Raw genomic sequence first — 21,338 nt, 5'->3', positions numbered from 1 at the left:
TACAGGTCTTTCACTAGGTGTATTTGAAGTTGATTCTTTTAACAATGTATGAAGAGTAACTGTAAATTTCTTTTGATAAGCTTTAAAACATATTTTTGAATCTAAATTGAAATCATCAACTTTATGCGAATATTGACCGTCAAATCCGTCTTTTACATCTGTTAAAAGTATCCATAGTGTTTTAGCTAAAGAGTAAATATCTGCAGGTTTACCATCAGACTGTATTGCATTTCTTTTCATTTCAGGGGCGATAGTATTTCTCGGACCTACAGACTCGCCTTTTTCTGTCAATTCAGTTTTTTCAGGATATTCTACTAATCCAAAATCTCCAAAAGCCCATTTATCTTTATAGTAATAAATATTACTTGGCTTTATATCTCTATGCACAATGTTCTTTTCGTGTAACGAAACTAATATTTTGCTTAAATCATAAACGCACGAAATGACATCTTCCATGCTTTTATTGTTTTTTTTACTTAATGGTATGGCTATCGGCATTGTATACCAAGGCCGATTATCTACAGCAGGTTTTTCTGGAAGGTAAATATCTATTATAGGTATTATTCCTGTTATTTTTTTTTGGTTTTCTTTTACTACGTAAATTTCATCTTTAAATCGACTATATTTTTTATTAAAACTCTTATTATCTGACACTACCAACATCTTCATTGCAAAATAATTATTATCTTTTTGAACTTTGAACACATCTGCATTTCCACCAGTACCCAAGTGACCGATTATTTTATAGCTACCAATAGTCCTACCAAACATTTTTTTTATTTGAAAATTTACCATATTGGATACTCCTTTAATGTCACCGTTTTAGCTTCTGTTATTATAGTATTGTCTCTTAGAAGTTTCGCTTAAAGTTCCTTATATTCGCGACGTCCGACGTAAGTCGGATGTGTCCGGCTGTTAACTCTCCCCTGCCTATTGCATCTGTCCGGACCGAGGGCGAAGCCCGAAGCTTGAATATATTGTTATACGCTGTTACTGCCTACTTGAGATACTTACAAATTCTTCTGATAATTTTTGATAAGCTTTTTCAATATTCCTAATAACATACTTTCTACTGGCAAATGCTTTCATAATATTTAATAAGTAAAGACAACGAAGGTAAAATGCAAAGCCTTTGTACTCGTTGAAATTAATCTCTACAATCTCTTTATTATCAATTTCATTTGTAGATGACCAGATTGCAATCATTTTGGGCTCAGTTTCTCTGTCGAGTCTCAACGTAAAGTAAATATCAAATTTCCCATCCTCTCCATACTTAAATAAGTTAATCTCATCCCACTGTAAGACAGTTATTAAAGACTCAAGATTAGATACGAACGAAGAAACCAAATCAAAATACAAATCAATTTCATTAATATCAGGAATTATGTATTCATGTTCCATCTTATTTCTAATTCTATTTAATTTTGCAAGTGAACTTGAATTAAATATTCCAATTGAGTTTAGTAGTTCAAGTTTTTTCTCGAATTTTAAGTTTCTTTTTGCGAAGATATCCTGTAGAGAGAGGGTGTACAAGAATGTATCGGTCTGACAATCAACTGCTCTCTTCAAATTCGAAATACAATTAATTAATGCTTCTGTCGTCCCTTGTATTAATTGGTTCTCGGCAAATTCTAAATAATCACGAGCATATAAATCATACTCTGGAATATCAAATCCATATCCACTAGAAGCATCCTCTTCAAGTTCTTCAAGATGGTTTAATATAAAGATAAATATTTTTTTCACTTTTTCCGATTCTGTCACCGAATTAACCTCCAAAAAGTTTTTAATGATTGCAGTAATTGCGTATAACGTTCCTGTATTCACGAACCCCGAAGGGGTTGTCTGCTGAATTCTCTTCGAATTCCTTCCCGCAGACCAAGGCTCCAACGGAGCCGCTGCTTGAATATGATGGTATTGGACGGTCTTGCCTCCTTCGAATCTACTGCACATTTCTCTTCAATGTTTCTTCATGTATTTGTTTTATGTGTTTTTTGATCTTTCATGGTTCTCATTTTTTATGTCATTTCATTTTCATTGGTCTTCGTTCTCAATATGTCCTTGATCCTCAATCTCTTCTGATCTTTTGAATGTTACTTGACCTTTTTTTTATTCCGATTTTTAAAATCGCTTTTGTCCTTCAATGTCATTTGATCTCTTCTTTGTTCCTTTTTTGTTAATTGATTTTTGACCTTTCAATTCTTTCATCCGATCCATTCAACGTTTTTAATCCATTGCAAGTCTGTTCCAATAACATCTAATTTATGCACTTCGTGAATACCACACATTCTGTACGTTATCCGAACTACGTATATGATAACCCAAAATGTTACATTTGCGTAGAAAAGTTTGGAGATAAAGGGAGACTTAGAGTAGCCCTCAACCCCCCAAATCCTTCCGATCCAGCGGGCTTTGAATACGCTGGATATTTTTCGTACTAACATGCGTATATCGCTGAGTTGTACGTTGCACTCGTATGACCAAGTAGCTCCTGAATGTAGCGCAGGTCTGTCCCGTTTTCCAACAAATGAGTGGCAAAGGAATGCCTCAGTGCATGAATACTTACCTTCTTCTCAATACCTGCACGTCGTCTTGCTTCTTCAAAAACCTTCTGCACGCTCCGCTCGGTAAGATGTCGATCAGAAGATTGCCCCGGAAACAGCCAACGATTAGGTCTATACTCAGCTATGTATTTCTGCACGATATCCCAGGCAAGATTTGAAAGAGCGTCCTCCGATCCTTGTGTCCCTTCCCCTGTCTCACGATGATTGTTTTCCTTTCAATATCCAGATCACTGCAACGCAGACGCACAACTTCACCTACTCGAAGCCCGGAAGAATAGATCAGAAACAATATGGCCTTATGTTTAGGGTTGGTTACGGATTTGAGTAATTGAGCAACTTCCTTTTCGGACAGCACTTTTGGAAGCTTGGTCTGCTTCTTGGGACGAATATACTGGATATCCGTAGGTTGAAGGAGCACATGTTTGCAATAGAAGCGGAGCGCGCTAATGGTCTGATTCACACTTGAATGGGAGATCCCTCGCTCAAGCAAACCTAAACAATACGTCTGAACATTGGATGTAGTCACATCCGTACTTTTAAGTGGAAAGCTACTCAGAAAACGTTCAACCTGATTACAATACGCTTTAATCGTTTTGCGGCTGTATCCTCGTAACTTTAGCGCCTTGATCAACTGTTCTTTGCTCCATGACTTGTTGTTTCCTCTACTAGTTTTCCATTGCTGTAGATCTTCGTTCTCAACCCATAACTCCGGGGTAATCTGAACATCATTTGGATCGAACTGATTTATGAACTCCTGAACAGCAGCGACAGTGTAGGGAATGATCCAGACTTTAAGTTTGGATTCCCACTGTCTATCCGTAATCTGGCGAATACGCTGAATATATGCTGGGTTGTATGGGATGCGAATGTGCAGTGAGTCTGTGGAACCTTTTGTTATAGTAATCTTTTCTTTATATTTAGCATGTTCACTCATCGGAAATCCTCCCCTTATTTGCATAGTTATGTTTTCCTCGAAATTCTAAAAAATAAAAAAAAGGAAGGCTCTCTTCATCCCAATAGGGAATCAGATGACCTTCCGATGCTTTCGGAACACTTATGATGTTGTAAAAGTAGTAGAGATGAGCACAGCCAGTTCAACAGCTTTTCCTCCAGCTCCAATTCGAACCGAGGATCATCATCCCAAAGCGTCAGTACGTTGTTTTTTCCAAGTCTCTTATCCATATCTCCAACGCCTTACATCATGTTCGTTATTACAGTGTTATTCCCCGTTACGCTCATACCAATAACCAGGAATATCATGCGCAAGACGCATTAACGCTTCCAGGTAAAAGTAGTCGCCCCAGATCATATAATCATCAGGGGATAAACCGCCATGGATATGATATGAGCCATGTTTAAGAAAGCCCTCAGCTTCATCGTCACCGATCGTGGCATAGTTGTTGATCAGCGATTCCATGCTTGTTGCCAGCATCTGCTCGAAATATAGACGATCTGGATCAACAGCAGGCAAATGAGAGATGAGCTCCGCCAGTCCGGCAGCGACGATCGCTGAGGCTGAACTGTCCCGGTAAGTATCCTCAGCTACAGGGGCATTGAAGTCCCAATAAGCAACATTGTCCTCGGGTAAATGTTCAAGGAAATAACGTGCCATGCGCTTGGAAGTCTCCAGAAACGCCTTATTTCCAGTATAGCGATAGGATAGCGCAAACCCATATACTCCCCAGGCTTGACCCCGCGTCCACGTCGAACCATTGCTGTAGCCTTGATGTGTGGCGCCACCTATGGGGACACCCGTCTTCGTATCCAAGAAAAACGTATGATACGAACTATCATCCCCTCTAACGATATAACGCCGTGTTTTCTCTGCTTGGATCTGTGCTATTTCACCATACGTTGGATCACCTGTCTGTTCACTTGCCCAGTACAATAACGGCAGATTAAGCAGGCAATCAATAATAATCCTCCCCGCTTCTTGCTCGTTATCTGGGGCCCCCCAGGCTTGAATATAACCGCTGCCGTCACTCGTAGTCCGCCAACGTTTCACTAATACATCAGCTGCAGCAAGAGCCAGCTCCCGAGCGCTTTCATCGCCAGTGATGATCCACTGGGCTTTGGCTGATAAACTATACAGAAATCCGATATCATGGTGATCCAGGGAGACATGCTGCTCAAGCCGCTGACGTAAACTTGCTACAGCCTCTTCTGCTGCCTTCCGGTAGCGTTCATCGTGTGAATATTCATAGCACAACCACAATATCCCCGGCCAGAAGCCATCTGTCCAGTCGTCGTTATCATTCAAAATATAAGTTCCATCCAGACTGACATGGGGAAAACGAGTCCCGAACTTATCCATATTATTTAGCGTTTTCGATAGAATGTCCTCAATGGCTCGTATATAACGTTGTTTCCCTTGTAATTCGGTTGTTTGCATTCCCTCGGTAGACATCGCACTTCAGTCCTCTCTTCATCTATTAGGAGAAATGATCCAGAGAATACAGCAAAAAAGGATCATGAACCGAGCTCGGTCAATTGGCCTGCCGCAAGCTCTACGACGTCCGTTTCCACGCTTACCCATACACGTTGTGCAGATGGATTATGGACGATCCGGTAATCTGCCGAGAATCGGAGCTGCCACAATGCATGCATATACGAAACAATTTCAGCATTCGTAGCAAACCAGATGTTTTCGTTTCCGGCAACGAGTTCTCCAAACCGATCGATCAGCTCCCAGTTGTTGTCGTTCTCAAATTCATAGCTGTGCCCCCACACATACAGCAAAGCCATCTTGGTATGCCTCTGTTTTAAAGCGAGTAACTGCTGCGCGTACTCCACCATTTGCCGATAATGGCAGGTCGGATGCCATCTCAGGAAATCTGAAGGCATATTGAACCCGAACTCGTTTGCTGCTGTCCGGGCATATTCGATCCCTAGCGAAGGCAGCAGCGAGACAAGCTGGTCGTTATATGTACCAAAAGGATAGCTCAACCCACGCACAGGATAACCAACCAGAGCCTCCAGTCCCTTTCGATCCTCCGTGATTTCCTGAACCATTTGTTCGACCGGCGACTGTTCGAGAAAAGGATGGCTGACGGTATGTGCAGATACTTCATGCCCTGTAAACAGGGGGCGTATCTCCTCCCGTGTAAGAAATCCCTCTTTTCCGAGCGTACCGCTGTTTAAGTGAAACGTGCCTTTGAGACCATATTCATTAAACTTCTCGACCAGTCTCCTGTCATGAATCTGACCATCATCGAAACTCAGAGTGATGGCCTTATGCACCCCACCCGGAAAACGATCATAGCGAATTCTCATACCAATTCCTCCTAACGATGGTTCAAGCAAGCGTATACGAGATTTCTCAATCGTGGATGCACATAGGGCTCTTGATTGTTCAACATATGCTGCGCATACATGACGGTCAGCTGAGAAGACGGGTCCATGATCGCCAGAGCACCGGCTGCGCCGCTCCAGCCAAATTCACCAAGCGGACTGAGCGACCCGCTGGTCTGCTTGGAACAATGGGTGCGAACACCAAGCCCGTAACCATACCCCGCAAGCTGCGACCACGTATAATGACTGCGGGTTGCTTCCGTCAGATGATCCGTTCTCATGAGATTCACCGTCTCGGCAGCCAGGATTCGAACGCTGTCGGGGCTTGTTCCTTGATGGGTAAGTGCATTCAGAAAGACGGCGTAGTCATCCACCGTGGAGTATAACCCGGCACCACCGCTCTCATATTCCGAACCGATCCGGTAATCGTTCCCCTCCTTGGGAATAGGTTTGCCTAAGGACTCGCTATATTCATACTGTGGAGCCAAACGGCTTCGTTTCTCTTCCGATACATCGAAGCTGGTATCACGCATCCCGAGCGGGCCGGTAATTTCCTCCCGAACATAGGCGCCGAACCGTCTTCCATCGACAACTTCGATCAAGGCGGCAAGAACGTCATGGCTTAAACTGTAGCTCCACCTCGACCCTGGTTCGAACAACAGCGGTTCTTCGGCGATGGCCGCCGCAACTTCACGGGTTGGCGCTCTTCCGCTTGTGCGTCTTACGACTTCCCGGATCGAGGGGGAACGGATATCATAAGAGAGCCCGGCCGACATGGTAAAGAGATCCCGTACCCGGATCGCTCTCTGTGCTTTCTCCAATACCATTTCACCGCTGGGCAAGGTCACTTTCACGGCCATCTCGCCATATTCCGGAAGATAGTCCGACAGCGGGTCATTTAACAGGATAGCTCCCTTTTCTACCAGCTGAAGGGCTGCCGTGCAGGTCAGAATTTTGGTCAGTGAATACAGCCGAATAATGTGCCTGTCGTGGATGGGAATACGTTGTTCCAAGTCAGCATAGCCGCTGCGGTAGCGGAAGACCTCTTGATTACGATGCAGAACCAAAACCTCCGCCCATGGAATACGCCAATCCGTCAAGCGGTCGATAAATATGGATAGCGGTTTGAAGTCCATCGCTTTGCTTCCTTCCTGTCTCAATATCACTCGTAATCGATAACTACCATCTGATGGCATTCAAGCTTCGGAACCTTGTAGCTAACCGAACCCTTCTCCCACTGAAAGGGAATGGACTGCACTTGCGGCGCCAAATACACATTCTTCACTTGATGGGGGGTCCGGATGGACACCTCAACATCATATAGGGGGATGATATCCTCAATGACTTCGATCTGTTTGCCACGGCGGACCGGGGATGCATACAGCAGATGATGGACCAGCCTTTTCTCTTGCTTTTGATCCTGCAGGGTGGTTACGCCCTGGGCAGGCAGATCGGTGTTCAGCGTTTTATTAGGCAGCAGGCGGTTCAGCGCATACAGGATCGTCTCCTTCAGGATCAGACTTCCCTGGTTCGCATAATCTTCGAACACGTTCCAAGCCAGATAGATGCCGCTGCGGCTCTCTACCATACCTGGTCCACCATATACATCGCTGCTTGGTGTATGCTGATGCGAACAGAAGGTAAAGACATCGCGGTTAAAGTACGGATCTTTCCTGCTTCCAAGCTCCGTTCCGCCGGCAAGTTCAAGCTTCTGGCCTTCCGTATACATGACAAAGGAAGCTTCCCCCAGGCTTGCAGGCTTGAACAACGGATGAAAAAAGTCCGGACGGTATGGATTCACTCCCACATATCTCACTCCGAAATCAATGGCGAAGGACGTGCCCTCCTGATCCAGACCCGACCAGCCTGTGGCGAGGACCTTACCTCCCTGCTGCAAAAACAAATCCAGCTTATCCTTCAGCTCGTCATTCACCGCCACATAATCCGGTAAAATTAGCACCTGATAATTCGTAAAATCATGCTCCGTATCAATCACATCAAATAGGATATTGCCCTCCAGCAACATGCGTACAGCGCCTGCATCCGAATCGTTCCGACTTGCGTCTTCTTGGGCTTTAGGGTGCACACCCGCTGCTTCTAAGGACAACAACGCTACATCTGCAACGTTCGCGGCATTCACGCACCATGCTTCCTTACTTTCGACTTCACGGTAAGCCGTACCGATCAATTCATAGGTTGCCGGATCCATACGGCCATCAGGTTGAAGCTGATCCCCAATCGAACACTTTGCACCATTTGCAAGACTGAGAGCGGTTTCATAGCAAAGTGCGTTTGGATGTTTATATCCGCCGAATTCTCCCCACGCGGTATGGAATTTGCCGGTCATGCCAAGAAATTCGAATCCGAGCGTTTGTACGTACCTGGCCGATAGAGGAAAATGGTCATAACCCCATCCACCTGTAGGCAGCGACTCCAGTTCCAAATGGGTATTCATTGCAGCCAAATCGCGACGACCGCGCTTGATATGTCCTCCGTTATGGAAGATGGGCAGACCTGGTTTTATCGATTCCACCGTTTCCTTCACTCTGGCTGTGTAATTGGCATATGTGCTCTCCCATAGGCTCTTCATCGCTTTCTCGTTGCGGGGGTCATCCCCCTTATGCCGTATGGTGTTTACACAGTTATGACAATAACATTTGCGTACACCCACAATATCGAGAAACAATCCGTCTGCATCATATCGGAGCAACACTTCCCGAATCTGTTCGATCAGGATATCGAGATAAGGAGAGTTCATGCAAAACTGATGGTAGCCTGGCTGCATGAAGCCTTCGGCCCAATTCGTTCGATCATTCATGTCACGGATCAGCCATTCGGGATGACGCCGGGCTAGCTTTTCATCCAAACCGGCCGAAAGGTACACTGGTGTTTTTACGTTGATTTCATGAGCTGCCTCAATCTGCGCCGCAAGCAAATCGAAGCTTAAACCCGGATGAATCTCATTGGCCTCCGAAGGATGATACGCCCAGCCATGATGGCACTTGGAGAAAACCGTAATGGAGTCAACATGCCCAAGCTTCAACATGTCTTGAAACTGCCTTTTGTCAAAACGGTCCCCAATGGGAACAATGGCTTCCGAGGTGTGAAAATCCAGATGGACTTGACGGAATCGCATGATTTCGCTTCCTTTCTCGTTCATATACCCCTAATATAGGCCTTCCAGCATTGAACGAATAGGTGTAAAGACGACTTTTTATAGCACAATTCCGACCATTCGTAATTCAGTGCATGATACAATAGGTGCACCAAAAAGTAATGGAAAGGGCTGGCCTTATGAATTGTCTTGAGCTAACCATCCCCCCACTTCCGCAGTTAGTGACGATCGGTCACTCCATCTGGGATCCGGGGCAGCAGCACCTGAGCCGTTCGTTTAACTTGTATGACATGCTCTTTGTGATGAAGGGTACCTTGTACATGGCGGAAGATGATGTGCCATTCGAAATCACAGCAGGCTCCTTGCTTGTGCTTGAGCCGAACCGTCTACATGTCGGGCATCGCCCTTGCGAGGAAGAAACGGAAATATACTGGCTCCACTTGGCCCACCCAGCGCCTGTCCGAACGATGGATAGCGGACAAATTCCATGGTCGACCCCCTTCACGAAAGGCTCCAACCTGGATGTCACTCCGCACCGGCAGGTCATGTACATTCCCAAATTCACAAGCCTGCACACCCCAAGCATTCTTCCCTTCCTACAGCGAATGATGGAGCTTCACCTAAGCTTGTCGCCCGCAACATCCTTGCCGCTGCAGGGACAGCTCGCTGGCTTGTTGACCGAACTGCAGTCAGCTATGCGCCTGCAGTATGCTCCACGCTCGAGAATATTGTGTGATCAAACGATAACCTATCTCGAACAGCATATTACCCGTCCCTTCGATGCGAAGCATATGGAAGAAACGCTCCATTTCCATGTGGACTATCTCTCCCGCTGCCTGAAGAAATACACAGGACTGAGTCCACTTCAATACCTGCACGAGCTGCAGATGAGTAAAGCTAAATCTCTTTTGGAAAATACGAGCCTTCCCGTATCCGAGATCGGTGTGCTGATCGGGATTGAGAACGCCAATTATTTTATTCGCTTATTCCGAAAAAAACTGGGAATGACACCCGGTCAATATCGTAGCACCCGCTTGGGCCGCACATGACAAAAAACAGCAGGAACGTAATCGTTCCTGCTGTTTTCTTATAGTTTCCTATAGTTTTGTTATGAGTTCCTGTTGTCTTCTTATCAAGACGTTTAGACGTATTTCTCACGATATTCCGTAGGCGTACACAGGTAAACCTTCTTGAACTGGCGGGCGTAATAATTCTGGTCCCGGAAGCCGCTCTCTTGAGCCACTTGCAGAATGGACAGGTCGGGATTACGCAGCAGCGTACAGGAATAATCCAGTCTCCGACGGATCACATAATCCATGGGCGTCGTTTGGAAATTCCTTGCGAATTCGCGAAGAAACTGTCTTTTGGACAAATACGCCCTTTCCGCGAGCATATCCAGATTGAGAGGCTCCTGAAAGTGTTCCTCCAGATACGTAATGGACTCGGCGATTCGCAGCGCTTTATTCTGAGGCCACCCGTTGTTCGCCACATAATAGCGGGAGAGCACACCCATGAGTGCCGTAAAGTAGGAACGGATCAGCATTCGGTAACCTTCTGGCCGCTGATCATGCTCATCCAGAATAACATCCAGCAGACCGGTGACCTGCCGCAGCTGTTCATCATTCAGGGTAAGCATGCCTTTGAAGTTCATTTCCTTCCGGTAGAACGGCTCGAAATAAAATAATGCCTGAAAGCCGGCCATCAGCTTCAGTTCCTGCAGCTGAGTCATCTGGTCAGGATGAAACATGACGTTGACGTATTGAATATGATCCACGTCTTTATAGCCGTGGGCTACATTGCCATGGATGAAGAACACCTGCCCGGCAGAGATCGGATACTCCCTTCCTTCGATAATGTGAGTTGCGGTACCTCCAAGAATGACAACGAGCTCGGAATAGTCATGGTGGTGGACATCAAAATCATGAGTTAGAGGGCATTTTTCGATGCGAAAAATAAAATCCGGTTCCAGCCCCAGATCCAGATAATGGCTTTTTCTATTCATGTCGCTATTATGCTAAAGAAGGTCACTATCGTCAAGGAATCCTGAAGCAAATTACAGTAACATGGGGATAAACGACATGAAACTGAGGTGGCTTATGTACCGCTATCATTTCCGTGCGCAGTGCCGCGAAAATATGGACCCGAAGCAATTGTTCCGCGAAGCTCTACCCGTACTTCAAACCCAGACGCGGGAACTCGGCGCCCATCAACTTAGTCTGTTCCATTTCGGGACACAGCTGTTTCTTTATTATGAAAGTCCGCTCCAATCGGTTAATCCTCATGATCTCTTCGCTCACTGTGAAGACGCTTTGGAAATCTGGCCCGGAACGAGCAGTGCTAGAAGGTGGGTACCGATGATCGATATATTCCACTATCACAAGCCGGTCAGCGAGAAACAATGGTTAAGACAAAACGCTTCGGCCCGGCCTTATGCCAGAATCGCCCATCTCAAGCCAGATCAAGTCGCCAGTTATGTTTTTTACCATTATCAGTATCAGGAGGAGAAGCCGGGGGATGGCGATAAGTACGGGATGATTGCCCTGCATGAGAATCTGATGTTCTTCTACTCGGAAGATCCGGCAACTATCGAGAAGCCGTCCTATTCAGGCAAGCTCTCCACATCCCATACGCCGTCTGATTGGGCGGGAACGATGGAGCCTCACTTCATACCCTGGGATTCGTCCGATGGGAGCTCACTGATCTGGCTGGAAATTCCGCTCGTTATCCGGGCATAACGAATGTCAAACGAAAGGAGTATTCCTACCATGCGAACTCAATTTTGCTTAAACGGTGAATGGAATTTCATGCCTTTGTATGAGCAGGGTACTGGCTTCGGCCTTCCTGGAGAGCTGGTTTACGAAGAGCAGAAGGTTCAAGTGCCCTCCAGCTGGAGAAGCTCCTACGAAAGGCTGCCGGGAAAGAGCTTCGGGATCATTCCTGAGTACGAATATGCGCCATATGATGTATTTCAATATCCGAAGGAGTGGGCGCAAGCCGAAGCGGGAGTTCTTCATCGATCGTTCCGGATACCTCCATCCATGAAAGAACCAGGGACACGCATCTTCCTCCGTATGGACGGGATCATGCAAAAGGCTGCCGTGTATCTCGACCATCATCTCGTAGCCATGTGGGAGGATGGTTACCTGCCTCTTCTCGTGGAGATTACTGAACTGGTCAGACATGATACGGAGCACGAACTTCATGTAGTCTGCGGCAGTTTTGACAAGGTGGAGATTCCTTCGGGTCAACAGAAAATCACAGGTCTTGCAGGCTCGTGGTTCGGTTCGATTGCCAGAGGGATATGGCAGGACGTAAATCTGGAAAGTCGGCCGGAGATTTCGCTTGCCGATGTAACGATCCGAACGTCGGTACGGAAGAATCGGCTGGAAGTAGATGCTGCGGTAATCCATCCCTTGGCTTCCTCCTTGAAGACATCCCACAAGGCTATTCTTCATGTGCGCGAAAACGGTGATTCGGCGTCCTCCCCCATTCTTCAGGCTGAAGCTGATGTGTTAGCCGTGAGCGGCCAAGGGGATTCAAGCCGACCCACGTTCCGCCTGGATTGGGAGGACGCCAAGTACTGGAATCCGGAGCAGCCTTTCTTGTACAGCTTGGAGCTTGTGCTTCTGGACGGTGACCGGGTTATCGACCGGGTGGAACAGCCATTCGGCTTCCGTGAGATCTGGACCGAGGGTTCGCAGTTTATTCTTAACGGTACGCCCATAAACTTGCGCGGTGACTCCTGGCATTTCCAGGGTGCCATTCAACAAACGCAGGAGTACGTACGCACCTGGTATGGCATGTGCAAGGAGGCCGGAGTTAACTGTGTTCGTCTGCATGCCGCGCCTCATCCGACCTATTATCTGGATATCGCCGATGAGATGGGCATGCTGATTGTGGATGAAACGGCCATCTACGGTTCGAGCAAATCCATGCCTGCCGATCATCCCGCTTATATCGCGAACTGCACAGCCCATGTCCGCAGACTGGTAGAGCGTGACCGTAATCATCCATCCATTATCCTGTGGAGCTTGCAGAACGAGATGCGCTGGGTGGACGGCCGCGATATATTCAAGCAGCATATGCCTTCCATGATGAACCTCATTCGCGAGTTAGATCCTACCCGCCCGATCATCGCAGAAGGCGATAACCGTCTCCTCCCCCAAGAACTCACAGAGGTGGAGAGCAGGCACTATAACATAGACGGCACCATTGATGCATGGGATCGGAAGGCACCTCTCGTATTCGGCGAGCATGGCGGCTGGTGGTATGTCTGTCCCCAGAACAGCAGCATGTACGTAGGCTTGGCCGCGTATCGAAACACGGATGAATGTATCCGAGGTCTGGCCGAGAAGGAGCGGCTGTTCGTGGAATATGCGAGGCGGCAAGGCGTTTCGGGAATCTCCACCTTCAACTTCGCCCATTACTTCATGCGGGCCATGCCGGAGCAAGATATTGTGCTTCCTCCATCCGCTCCAGATACGCCGGGGCCGAAACCAAAAGTCATACCCAAATACGCGCTAACGCTGAATAACGGTCTTCTTCCGAAGGAATATCCGCTTTATATGAAGAACCCGTCCTTCCCGATCATGGAAGCCTCTTTCAAGCCAGCTACCATGATACCGGCAGAATACAATCGTTCCTTCTTCGATGATGGGCCGATTTCCAGAAGCTTCGATGTCTATAACGATACCTTCCATTCAAGTCAGACTCGGATTGAATGCGAAGTACGTCAGGAAGGCAGACTCCTTCACCATGAGCTCTTCCTATTCGACCAAGAACCGGCGGATCATGAGATCGTGACCGTAACCTGGAAACCTGAGCTTGTTAAGGATGTAGCCGCTATACAAGTTCATGCTGTAATGTTTCACGATGACAAGCTCGTTCATGAGCTGAATTTGCAGTACAAACTGTATCCCTCACATTATAAAACCACCCCTGTCTCTATAGGCCGACCTGTGGCCTTCATAGGTCGGGACGAAGACTTCCATTTGTTGAACAGCCTTGTCCCGGAATGCAGACGAATCCGGCTTGAACAGCTTGGTGAGCTTTCACCCAATCACCTCGTCGTTGCAGGCAGCGGGCTGGAGGATGAGGGCGGTCAACTAGAGATCACGCTCCAAAATTATGTACGGAGGGGCGGGCGTCTTCTGCTGTTGGAACAGCTCCATCTGTCTCTGGGTCAGCTGACAATTTCGCGGCAGGATTTCATCCGCGCCCACGCGGGCAGCTATGACCATCCCATCCTTCAGGGCTTGAACGATGATGATTTGATGTATTGGCACGAAAAGATCCGTGAGGATGGCCCCCCTCCTATCATCCACGCCGCTTTCGAGAAACCGATCAAGGGCAATTTCAATATGATCTTGGAGTGCAGCGCAGGGGACTTTGGAGATGGCGGGGATCTGTGGTCCCCTCTACTGGAATACCGGAACGGCAGCGGCCTCTTCATCGCTAATCAGCTGCAGCTCATGGAGCATTTCGACAGCGTCCCTGCGGCCTGCTGCTTGTTGCGCAACATGCTCGCTTATGCAGGAAACGTCGAATCGATATCGATCCGAACGGGTGCATGGGTTGAACCGGGAGGAGCAGCAGCGCATTTCCTGCGGTCCCTTTGCCTTTCCTTCGACGTGCTCGAGAATATCACGAGCAGCCTTCTCGGGACATATCAACTTGTTGTCGTGGAGCCAAACCTCCTGTTAGATTCGAATTCCATAGCCGTTTTGAATGAATATGTTCGGCATGGCGGTAAACTCGTTGTCCTTCCCGCTGCTCCAGATCATGAAGCCTCCCTTTCTGCTCTATTGAAGCGCCCTGTCTCGATCCTGAAGCATGAAACGTATCACTTGGAGGCGAATTACGATAGGCCTGCGGTCCAAGGATTAAGTCCGGTTGACCTGTTCGGTTTCGATAAGGTTTTTCTCTCCCCCAGAGAAGTCGTTAATCGTCCCTTGGCCTCTTACAGTCTGGATACGACCGATGCGGCGCTACTATGCGCAAGCGTAGAAGGGACAGCATGGAAGGATTATTTTGTGCAAGGGCATACGTCGGAATACAGCAGGCTGGCATTGGTGGAGCTAAACAGGGATCACCAGCGTCCTGCCGGGAGTTTCGTACTGCAAGCGGAACAGGAACAAGGATGTATCATTTTATCTCAACTGCTCCTTGAACCGGATTCCGCCAAGTCCATACGCTTATACAGCCGACTTTTGGCCAATCTGGGGGCCGCCATAGACGACGGTCTTCTCTATAGCTCCAAAGGAGACGCGCACTGGTCCGTTGAAAAGGTCATGGCACTGCCTTGCAAGCCGTGGATCAATTACGAGGAAATGAAGGCCTATTATACGGATCCGGAATTCTCGCTGAACAATCTGGGCGAGGGGCTCTACGGCTGGATGCTCAAGAAAGAGCGAAGCTCTTCAGACGGTGGCTTTCATATCCAGGACCCTGGGGAGGTGCGCTGGTTCCTGAGCTGTTTCGTTCATGGTTTGGACCCCTCATGCAATCCGGTCGATGGTATCCTTCGAGGTAAGCTTCAAGTCAACACAAACTGCGAATATGAGATTTATATAAACGGGAGTCATGTTCCCGATCCGGAGAGACATATCGAGCTGCGTGCCGGCATTAATCGTCTGATCGCCATCGTGCAAGGAGCCGGGGAAGACATCCGGTTCGGAATGGTATTTAGGAACGCAGACGGTTCATACATGAGGCATCTTCAATATCGTCTGACCCTGGATGATGTGGAGCCCAAGTAAGTTTACTTTTCCGTATCTGTTACTACGACAAGGATATTAATGAATCATTCCATTTCAGAAGAGGTGGGCTGCATGCATATGAATCATCCGACTGCACTTGAAGTTCTTCTTGATCAAGCAAACGGGAGTCTATCTGCGAACAGCCATGCGATTGCCACTTGGGGGATTCCCGGCTTTTACCAGGATACTGAGGGGCACACGCTCGCGAAGCGGCGGATGGAGAAGGACGCCCAGACGGCCTATACGACTGCACTGGCTTACCGGCTGACAGGAACAGCTGCTTATGCAGACAAAGCGAAGGAAATCATCATGGGCTGGGCAGTGGTTAATCGGGAGATTACAGGTGCGGACGGACCATTGGTATCCGCCTATCTGGGGGTTGGACTCCTTCTGGCGGCGAATGAAATCAAAGAATATGTGGACTGGAGCAAAAAGGAGCGAGAAATGTTCACCCAATGGATGACCCGGGTGTGCCTGCCGGAGTGGGATCGAATCCCCCTCCGCAACAACTGGTGGAGCTGGAGTCTGTATGCCCAGTTAGCGCTGTATCGTTTTATGGAGGATAAGCTTCATTTAGCAGAAAAGGTGACCGCGCTCAAAGAACATCTCGACCACTCCCTCTCCATCGAAGGATTCATTCCGGAAGAAGCCTCCAGAGGCAAGCATTCCCTGTGGTATCATTATTTCGCTCTCGCTCCGCTAACTGCCGCCGCCAAGCTCGTCCTGGACACGACGGGAGAGGATTTGTTCCGCTGGGTCTCACCTGGCGGCAAAAGCCTCCATTGTGCCGTCGAACAATTCTTCCATTATGTCAACGGACATCTGAAAGAATGGCCATACGACGATAATCCGATCTTCCCGGCACAGCTCTCTGGCGGCACATGGCCCCTCGATCTGGTCGAGGCGATGGCGAACATCTATAAGAATCCGGACTTTGAACGTTTTGTCGCCCCTTACCGCCCAATCACAGGCAATATTAATATCAATAGCGGCCATTATCATGCTTATGCCTGGATCTATCCCGAGCTGCAATTTCAACGTTAGCTATAAGAAAAGAGCCTTTCCGAATATGATCGGAAAGGCTTTTTTTCTGTCGTCTATTCTTTTGTTACAGCCTGCACATCCCGAAGCAGGTAGGCTGCCGCCTCCTCCGTAATATGTTTGCCGCTCTGGGCTCGAACCTCATGGAGAAACGCTTCCGTATTCCCATTATCCAGTTTCTTGAGCAGGCTGTTAGCGATCCCGCCATTGTCAATCCAGGACTTTTCCTGAAAAAGTGCTACCAACGCTTTCAGTGAGCTGATGTCTGCAGAAGTTGAGAATGTCACAACCGCTTCCTGTTCATTCCCCGCTTCGTCTGTGGCGGTTACTGTGAAGGTGTGAGTTCCCAGGGGCAGCGTATAGAGAAGCACCGCCGCTCCCTGCTCGATCTGCTGATCATTGAGCCTTGCTGTACTCTTCAATTCATCAACCCCGGATACCTCATCGACAGCTGTCCAAGACAGATTCAGGGAGTCTGCACTTGTATAATCTCCAGCAAGCGGCTCTGCCACCGAAATGATGGGAGCCGAGGCATCCAGATTAAACTCCAGAGATTTCGCTTCCTCCGCGTTTCCAGATGAATCCAGTGATCGGTATAGAATGGAATAACGGCCATCCTGACTGAAGGTCAGAGAGTCTTGATATGCCAGCCAGGTATCCCCTCCATCCAGACTATATTCTGTCGATGCGGATTCAGGGCCTTCAGAAGAATGCAAGGCAAGGGTTATAGGCTGTGTATACCACCCATTCATGCCGTCCGGTTCTGCCGGACTCATGACGGCCGTGGTCTCAGGAGCAGTTCGATCCGTATCAATTAGGGAAAACTTGATATCATCAAACCACATTTCGCTGAACCCGCCTACATAGAAACCTACCGTTCCAGATGAATTGTGCTTGGTATCCGAACCTTCAAGTCTAAGTTCCCCGTTTACGTACACGCGGATGTCGGCACCTTCGGCCCGGATGCGGATGGTATACTCGGTATTAGGCTTCAGGTCCTGATCAGGCAGATTTGTCGTTTTCAGAGCTGTCCATGCCCCATTGTAAAGAATCCACTGTGAAGTGCCGTCTCCCAGCTTCTTGTATGCAATTTTCCCGGATGTGCTGGAGACGGAACGATCATATACATAAAGTGTTCCCGTATCCGGCATGACCGCCGGCGTCTTCAGCGTGAAGGTAAGGTCATAGTCGGTATATGTCTTCGAATGAAGGGCCGAGGCACCTTTGAGAATTTTATACTTTTTGTTGCCATCTACAGTTGTGATACTGCGGTTCGGGTCCACCGGCCATCCGTTCGCTCCCGAATCGAAATCCGTAAAGTGCATCACATCAGATACCTGAATGCGTACGGATGCTGAAGCTTCCGGGTTGGCGACTGATGTTACGGTGATTTCAGCCTCCCCTTCCGCCAAAGCAGTTACCAATCCATGTTCATCCACAGCGGCAATTCCCGGTTGGGAGGTATGAAAGATGACCTCCTTATTCTCGGCGTCAAGGGGATCAAATTGAACCTGCAGCTGCTTTTGTTCCCCCTTGACCATGTTGACATGGCTCTCACCCAGCAGCAAACCCGATACTTCCCTGCTTGGAACGGTAAATTTGATGTCATCAAACAGAAGCTCACTGAACCCCCCGGCATAAAAGCCAACCTGGCCAGATGCATTGAATGTCGAATCGCTCGCCTTTAGCTTCAATTTGTTATCCACGTAAACACTAATCTCCGGACCCTTAACGATGACTTTCATGTTATAGACCGTATCCGGCTGCAGATCAGGTGCAGCCAGCGTATTCTGCTTCACTGCAGCCCAGGCCGCATTATACAGGAGCCAGGCAGATGTTCCGTTTGCATACTTCCGATAACCAATCCTGCCGCCGCTTCCGCCAGAGTTCAAACGGTCAAACACATAGAATGTGGCATCATCTGCAATGATTTTCGGCGTCTTCATCTTAAAAGTCAGCTCATAATGGTTAAACTCGTTCTCATTTAACGTTGTTGCTCCTTTAACGAGCTTATACATATGGTTGCCGCCTTCCACCTCGACAATGCTCCGATTCGGGTCTGTCGGCCAGCTGTTCCTGCCGTTTTCGAAATCGGTATAATCGATAATGCCATCCCCAACTTCAACAGTAACCTGAAGCTCATCTTTCAAAGCCGGATTGTCAGCAGATACGGCTGTAATCGTAGCATTCCCTATACTAACACCCTTCAGCTTGCCGCTTGGATCCACCTTAACAATCGAAGGGTCGCTCGACGTGTACTGTATAGCGGGGTTAGTTGCGTTCCAGGGAATGACTGCGGAATACAGAGCGTATGACTTCCCGATGCCGATGGTTACGCTTTCGTCATACAATTGGATCCGATCCACAGCAATGTGATTCGGAGCCAGGTATGGACCGGCTTTTCCCTGGATTCCCATCTCGCTGAAAGGGATGCCCGGGAAGCCAGGGATCTTTTGGAACACTTCCGCATCCGGCTTCAAATTCAAATCCCCATTCGCCAGATTAACGAAGCCAGGATCATGATCCGTAATCCAGTTGTTCGCATACTGGAGCAGGTTGCGTTTGTCATTTGCTCCCTGATTATTCGTGCCGCTTAATTTCCTCGTCGGGTTATAGATCACATTGTTCTGAAACGTGTTGGTATCCGGATAAAACCGGTTCTCCGTGAAGAAATCCGCCAGTTCCGGATATTTCTCCATATGCGGTGTGCCTTCGAAATTATTGTTCTTTTCAAACAACGCCTTCCATTTGGGCATATAATTTTTGGAGATTTGCTGATCCGGTTGATCGCCTAGATACATGTCCGAATATTCATACGGTACCTTTGCATCAATAAAAAGGTTGTTCCGGGTCTTGATATGGGCACCGCCGTTATTAAGAATGGCATCGTTACCCATGCCGTTAAATATGTTCTCTTCAATGGTAATGCCCATCGTAAAGTTATCCGGATATACCCCTTGAACCCCTGCCTTGCCTTCCCCGATATTGTGGAAATAATTCCGGCGGATCAGCGATCCCCGTTCCTGAGGCGACTCGCCCAGATTCATATAGATGGCACCGAGGTCCGAGAAGGTTTTGCAGACGTCATAAATATTGTTATATTCCACGAGATGATCATTACCAAAGATCAGCATTCCCGGATGAGGAGCGTCATGAATTTCGTTGTGTGAAACCTTGTTCCCAGCACCGGTCAGGAAGATGCTCGGATTATAGGCTTTATGGTAATAAGCAAAATCATGGATATGGCTGTTCTCCACGACATTGTTGCCTGGCTCAAGCGTCTTCTTATCTCCACCATTCAGAATCACCCCGGTCCCTCCGATGTGATGAATATGGGAGCTGATCACCGCATGATTCACTCCGTCCACTTTGGCAAAGTCGTTATACAACCAGCGGCTCTGCGTATTAATCAATACGCCCCCATTGGAGAAACTCCGTATTTCGCAGTGCTCCAATCGGACGCTGTCCCCGCCCATAATGACTGCTGCGGAGTCCCGACCATTCTCCAGGATCAGGTCCTCAAAGGTCACATGCGAAAGATTGTTCGCGTTAATCATCGGTGTTTTAAGCATTGTAACCATGATCTCAGGATGATCACTTTCAAAGGCAGCCGTAGGCATAAAGTAGAGTTTGCCTTGCTTCCGGTCGATGAAATATTCACCTGGCATATCGATCTCCTCAAGCAGGTTCTGGGCAAAATGGAAGTCCGGGTACCAGTTGGTAAACAGACCGCTCATCTCTCCGTATGCCAAGGTAATCGTCTTGTTGCTTGTATCGATGGATGCCACTTGGTTGTACGACCATTCCCAGCTGTAACCGAATATGCCATCCAACCAGATGTCATCGGCCTCTTCCCAGAGATCAGGTCTTTCGTAATTGTAGGTAAAGGTCCCGCCGCGTGTCTGCAAATCAGGATCATTGCGGGTTGGTCCGGGATCGGTGATGGCGCCCATCTGGACCGTTCCATTGTTTGGCCAGCGGGCAAGGGTCATGCCTTGACCTTCGACATACAGCTCCATCGGAGGAACCTGACTGACGTCATTGGCTTTGTAATACCCATGCCGGCTCATTACACCGTAATCGGTGATGCCTTGAGCTTTCAGGTCTACCTGAAGAACCTTCGTTCTGGCATCCGCACTGATGATTCGGTCCAGGACATTCGTGTCCGTTACCGGAGAAAACCAGTTTTTTTGAAGTTCCAGACCGCCGTTTAACCGTACGCTTTCTCCGGGATAAGCCTTGTAGGTTATCCGCTTATTCTCCGTACCGGAGTCCTGCTCCTCCAGAAGAAAGCTTTCGCTTCTATTATAGGTGCCGCCCCTTAAATAGACCGTCACACCACCTTCAGGCAGCCCGGAACCCTTCTTCAATTCCCGGATTGCATCCCTGGCCTTTTCAAGTGTACGGAATGGAGCGGCTTCCGTTCCCGGATTCGAATCGTCACCATCATTTGAAATATAAAAGACAGCACCAGGGTTCACCGCATCTTCCGCATTCGCTCCCGTAACCGGCAGACACCCCACCAACAAGACCAGGATTAATGCAATAATGATTGGTCTCCTCATCATC

Annotated in this window: 14 protein-coding genes; 4 read left to right on the top strand and 10 right to left on the bottom strand. The window is 48.1% G+C overall.

Going from position 1 to position 21,338, the window contains the following annotated elements; genetic code table 11:
* From AC3WQ3_RS06330 to AC3WQ3_RS06295, 8 genes are all read right to left on the bottom strand, one after another.
* On the bottom strand, positions 1 to 795 hold a 795-nt coding region (locus AC3WQ3_RS06330), incomplete at its 3' end, for a protein kinase domain-containing protein (protein ID WP_492471742.1).
* A 195-nt stretch (positions 796 to 990) separates the two neighbouring features.
* Positions 991 to 1,764, bottom strand: a complete 774-nt coding sequence (locus AC3WQ3_RS06325) for a hypothetical protein (RefSeq protein WP_492471741.1) — start codon at positions 1,762 to 1,764, stop codon at positions 991 to 993.
* A gap of 673 nt (positions 1,765 to 2,437) precedes the next feature.
* Positions 2,438 to 2,701, bottom strand: coding sequence for a tyrosine-type recombinase/integrase (locus AC3WQ3_RS06320; RefSeq protein WP_492471740.1), 264 nt, complete (start codon positions 2,699 to 2,701; stop codon positions 2,438 to 2,440).
* Positions 2,686 to 3,498, bottom strand: a complete 813-nt coding sequence (locus AC3WQ3_RS06315; protein WP_492471739.1) for a tyrosine-type recombinase/integrase — start codon at positions 3,496 to 3,498, stop codon at positions 2,686 to 2,688. Before AC3WQ3_RS06315 ends, AC3WQ3_RS06320 begins: the two co-directional genes overlap by 16 nt.
* A gap of 285 nt (positions 3,499 to 3,783) precedes the next feature.
* Positions 3,784 to 4,956 (bottom strand): glycoside hydrolase family 88 protein, encoded by a 1,173-nt coding sequence (locus tag AC3WQ3_RS06310; protein WP_492471738.1) that lies wholly within the window; start codon positions 4,954 to 4,956, stop codon positions 3,784 to 3,786.
* Between the two features lie 77 nt (positions 4,957 to 5,033).
* On the bottom strand, positions 5,034 to 5,837 hold the full coding sequence (locus AC3WQ3_RS06305; RefSeq protein WP_492471737.1) for a polysaccharide deacetylase family protein: 804 nt from the start codon (positions 5,835 to 5,837) through the stop codon (positions 5,034 to 5,036).
* Positions 5,838 to 5,848: 11 nt separating this feature from the next.
* A complete protein-coding gene (locus AC3WQ3_RS06300; protein ID WP_492471736.1) occupies positions 5,849 to 7,051 on the bottom strand; it encodes a serine hydrolase domain-containing protein in 1,203 nt (400 codons plus the stop codon).
* Positions 7,018 to 8,991: an alpha-amylase family protein gene (locus AC3WQ3_RS06295; protein ID WP_492471757.1), complete on the bottom strand. Its 1,974-nt coding sequence runs from the start codon at positions 8,989 to 8,991 to the stop codon at positions 7,018 to 7,020. Before AC3WQ3_RS06295 ends, AC3WQ3_RS06300 begins: the two co-directional genes overlap by 34 nt.
* Before the next feature lie 158 nt (positions 8,992 to 9,149).
* On the opposite strand from AC3WQ3_RS06295, the gene AC3WQ3_RS06290 reads away from it, so the two are divergent.
* Positions 9,150 to 10,019: a helix-turn-helix transcriptional regulator gene (locus tag AC3WQ3_RS06290; protein ID WP_492471735.1), complete on the top strand. Its 870-nt coding sequence runs from the start codon at positions 9,150 to 9,152 to the stop codon at positions 10,017 to 10,019.
* A gap of 92 nt (positions 10,020 to 10,111) precedes the next feature.
* Here the strand turns inward: AC3WQ3_RS06290 and AC3WQ3_RS06285 are convergent, their stop codons facing one another.
* Positions 10,112 to 10,972 (bottom strand): helix-turn-helix domain-containing protein, encoded by an 861-nt coding sequence (locus AC3WQ3_RS06285; protein WP_492471734.1) that lies wholly within the window; start codon positions 10,970 to 10,972, stop codon positions 10,112 to 10,114.
* Between the two features lie 76 nt (positions 10,973 to 11,048).
* Between AC3WQ3_RS06285 and AC3WQ3_RS06280 the strand changes: the two genes are divergently transcribed.
* The 3 genes from AC3WQ3_RS06280 (at position 11,049) to AC3WQ3_RS06270 (ending at position 16,772) form a co-directional block, all read left to right on the top strand.
* Positions 11,049 to 11,705, top strand: a complete 657-nt coding sequence (locus tag AC3WQ3_RS06280; RefSeq protein ID WP_492471733.1) for a hypothetical protein — start codon at positions 11,049 to 11,051, stop codon at positions 11,703 to 11,705.
* A 30-nt stretch (positions 11,706 to 11,735) separates the two neighbouring features.
* Positions 11,736 to 15,728: a glycoside hydrolase family 2 protein gene (locus AC3WQ3_RS06275; protein ID WP_492471732.1), complete on the top strand. Its 3,993-nt coding sequence runs from the start codon at positions 11,736 to 11,738 to the stop codon at positions 15,726 to 15,728.
* Between the two features lie 78 nt (positions 15,729 to 15,806).
* Positions 15,807 to 16,772: an alginate lyase family protein gene (locus AC3WQ3_RS06270; RefSeq protein WP_492471731.1), complete on the top strand. Its 966-nt coding sequence runs from the start codon at positions 15,807 to 15,809 to the stop codon at positions 16,770 to 16,772.
* Between the two features lie 53 nt (positions 16,773 to 16,825).
* Here AC3WQ3_RS06270 and AC3WQ3_RS06265 read toward each other — a convergent pair whose 3' ends face one another.
* Positions 16,826 to 21,337, bottom strand: a complete 4,512-nt coding sequence (locus AC3WQ3_RS06265) for an Ig-like domain-containing protein (RefSeq protein WP_492471730.1) — start codon at positions 21,335 to 21,337, stop codon at positions 16,826 to 16,828.
* Position 21,338: the final 1 nt, after the last annotated feature.

The sequence above is a fragment of the Paenibacillus sp. FW104-T2 genome, assembly GCF_058789975.1.
The sequence above is the reverse complement of the archived record's forward strand: the minus strand, read 5'-3'. Positions and strand labels throughout refer to the sequence as shown.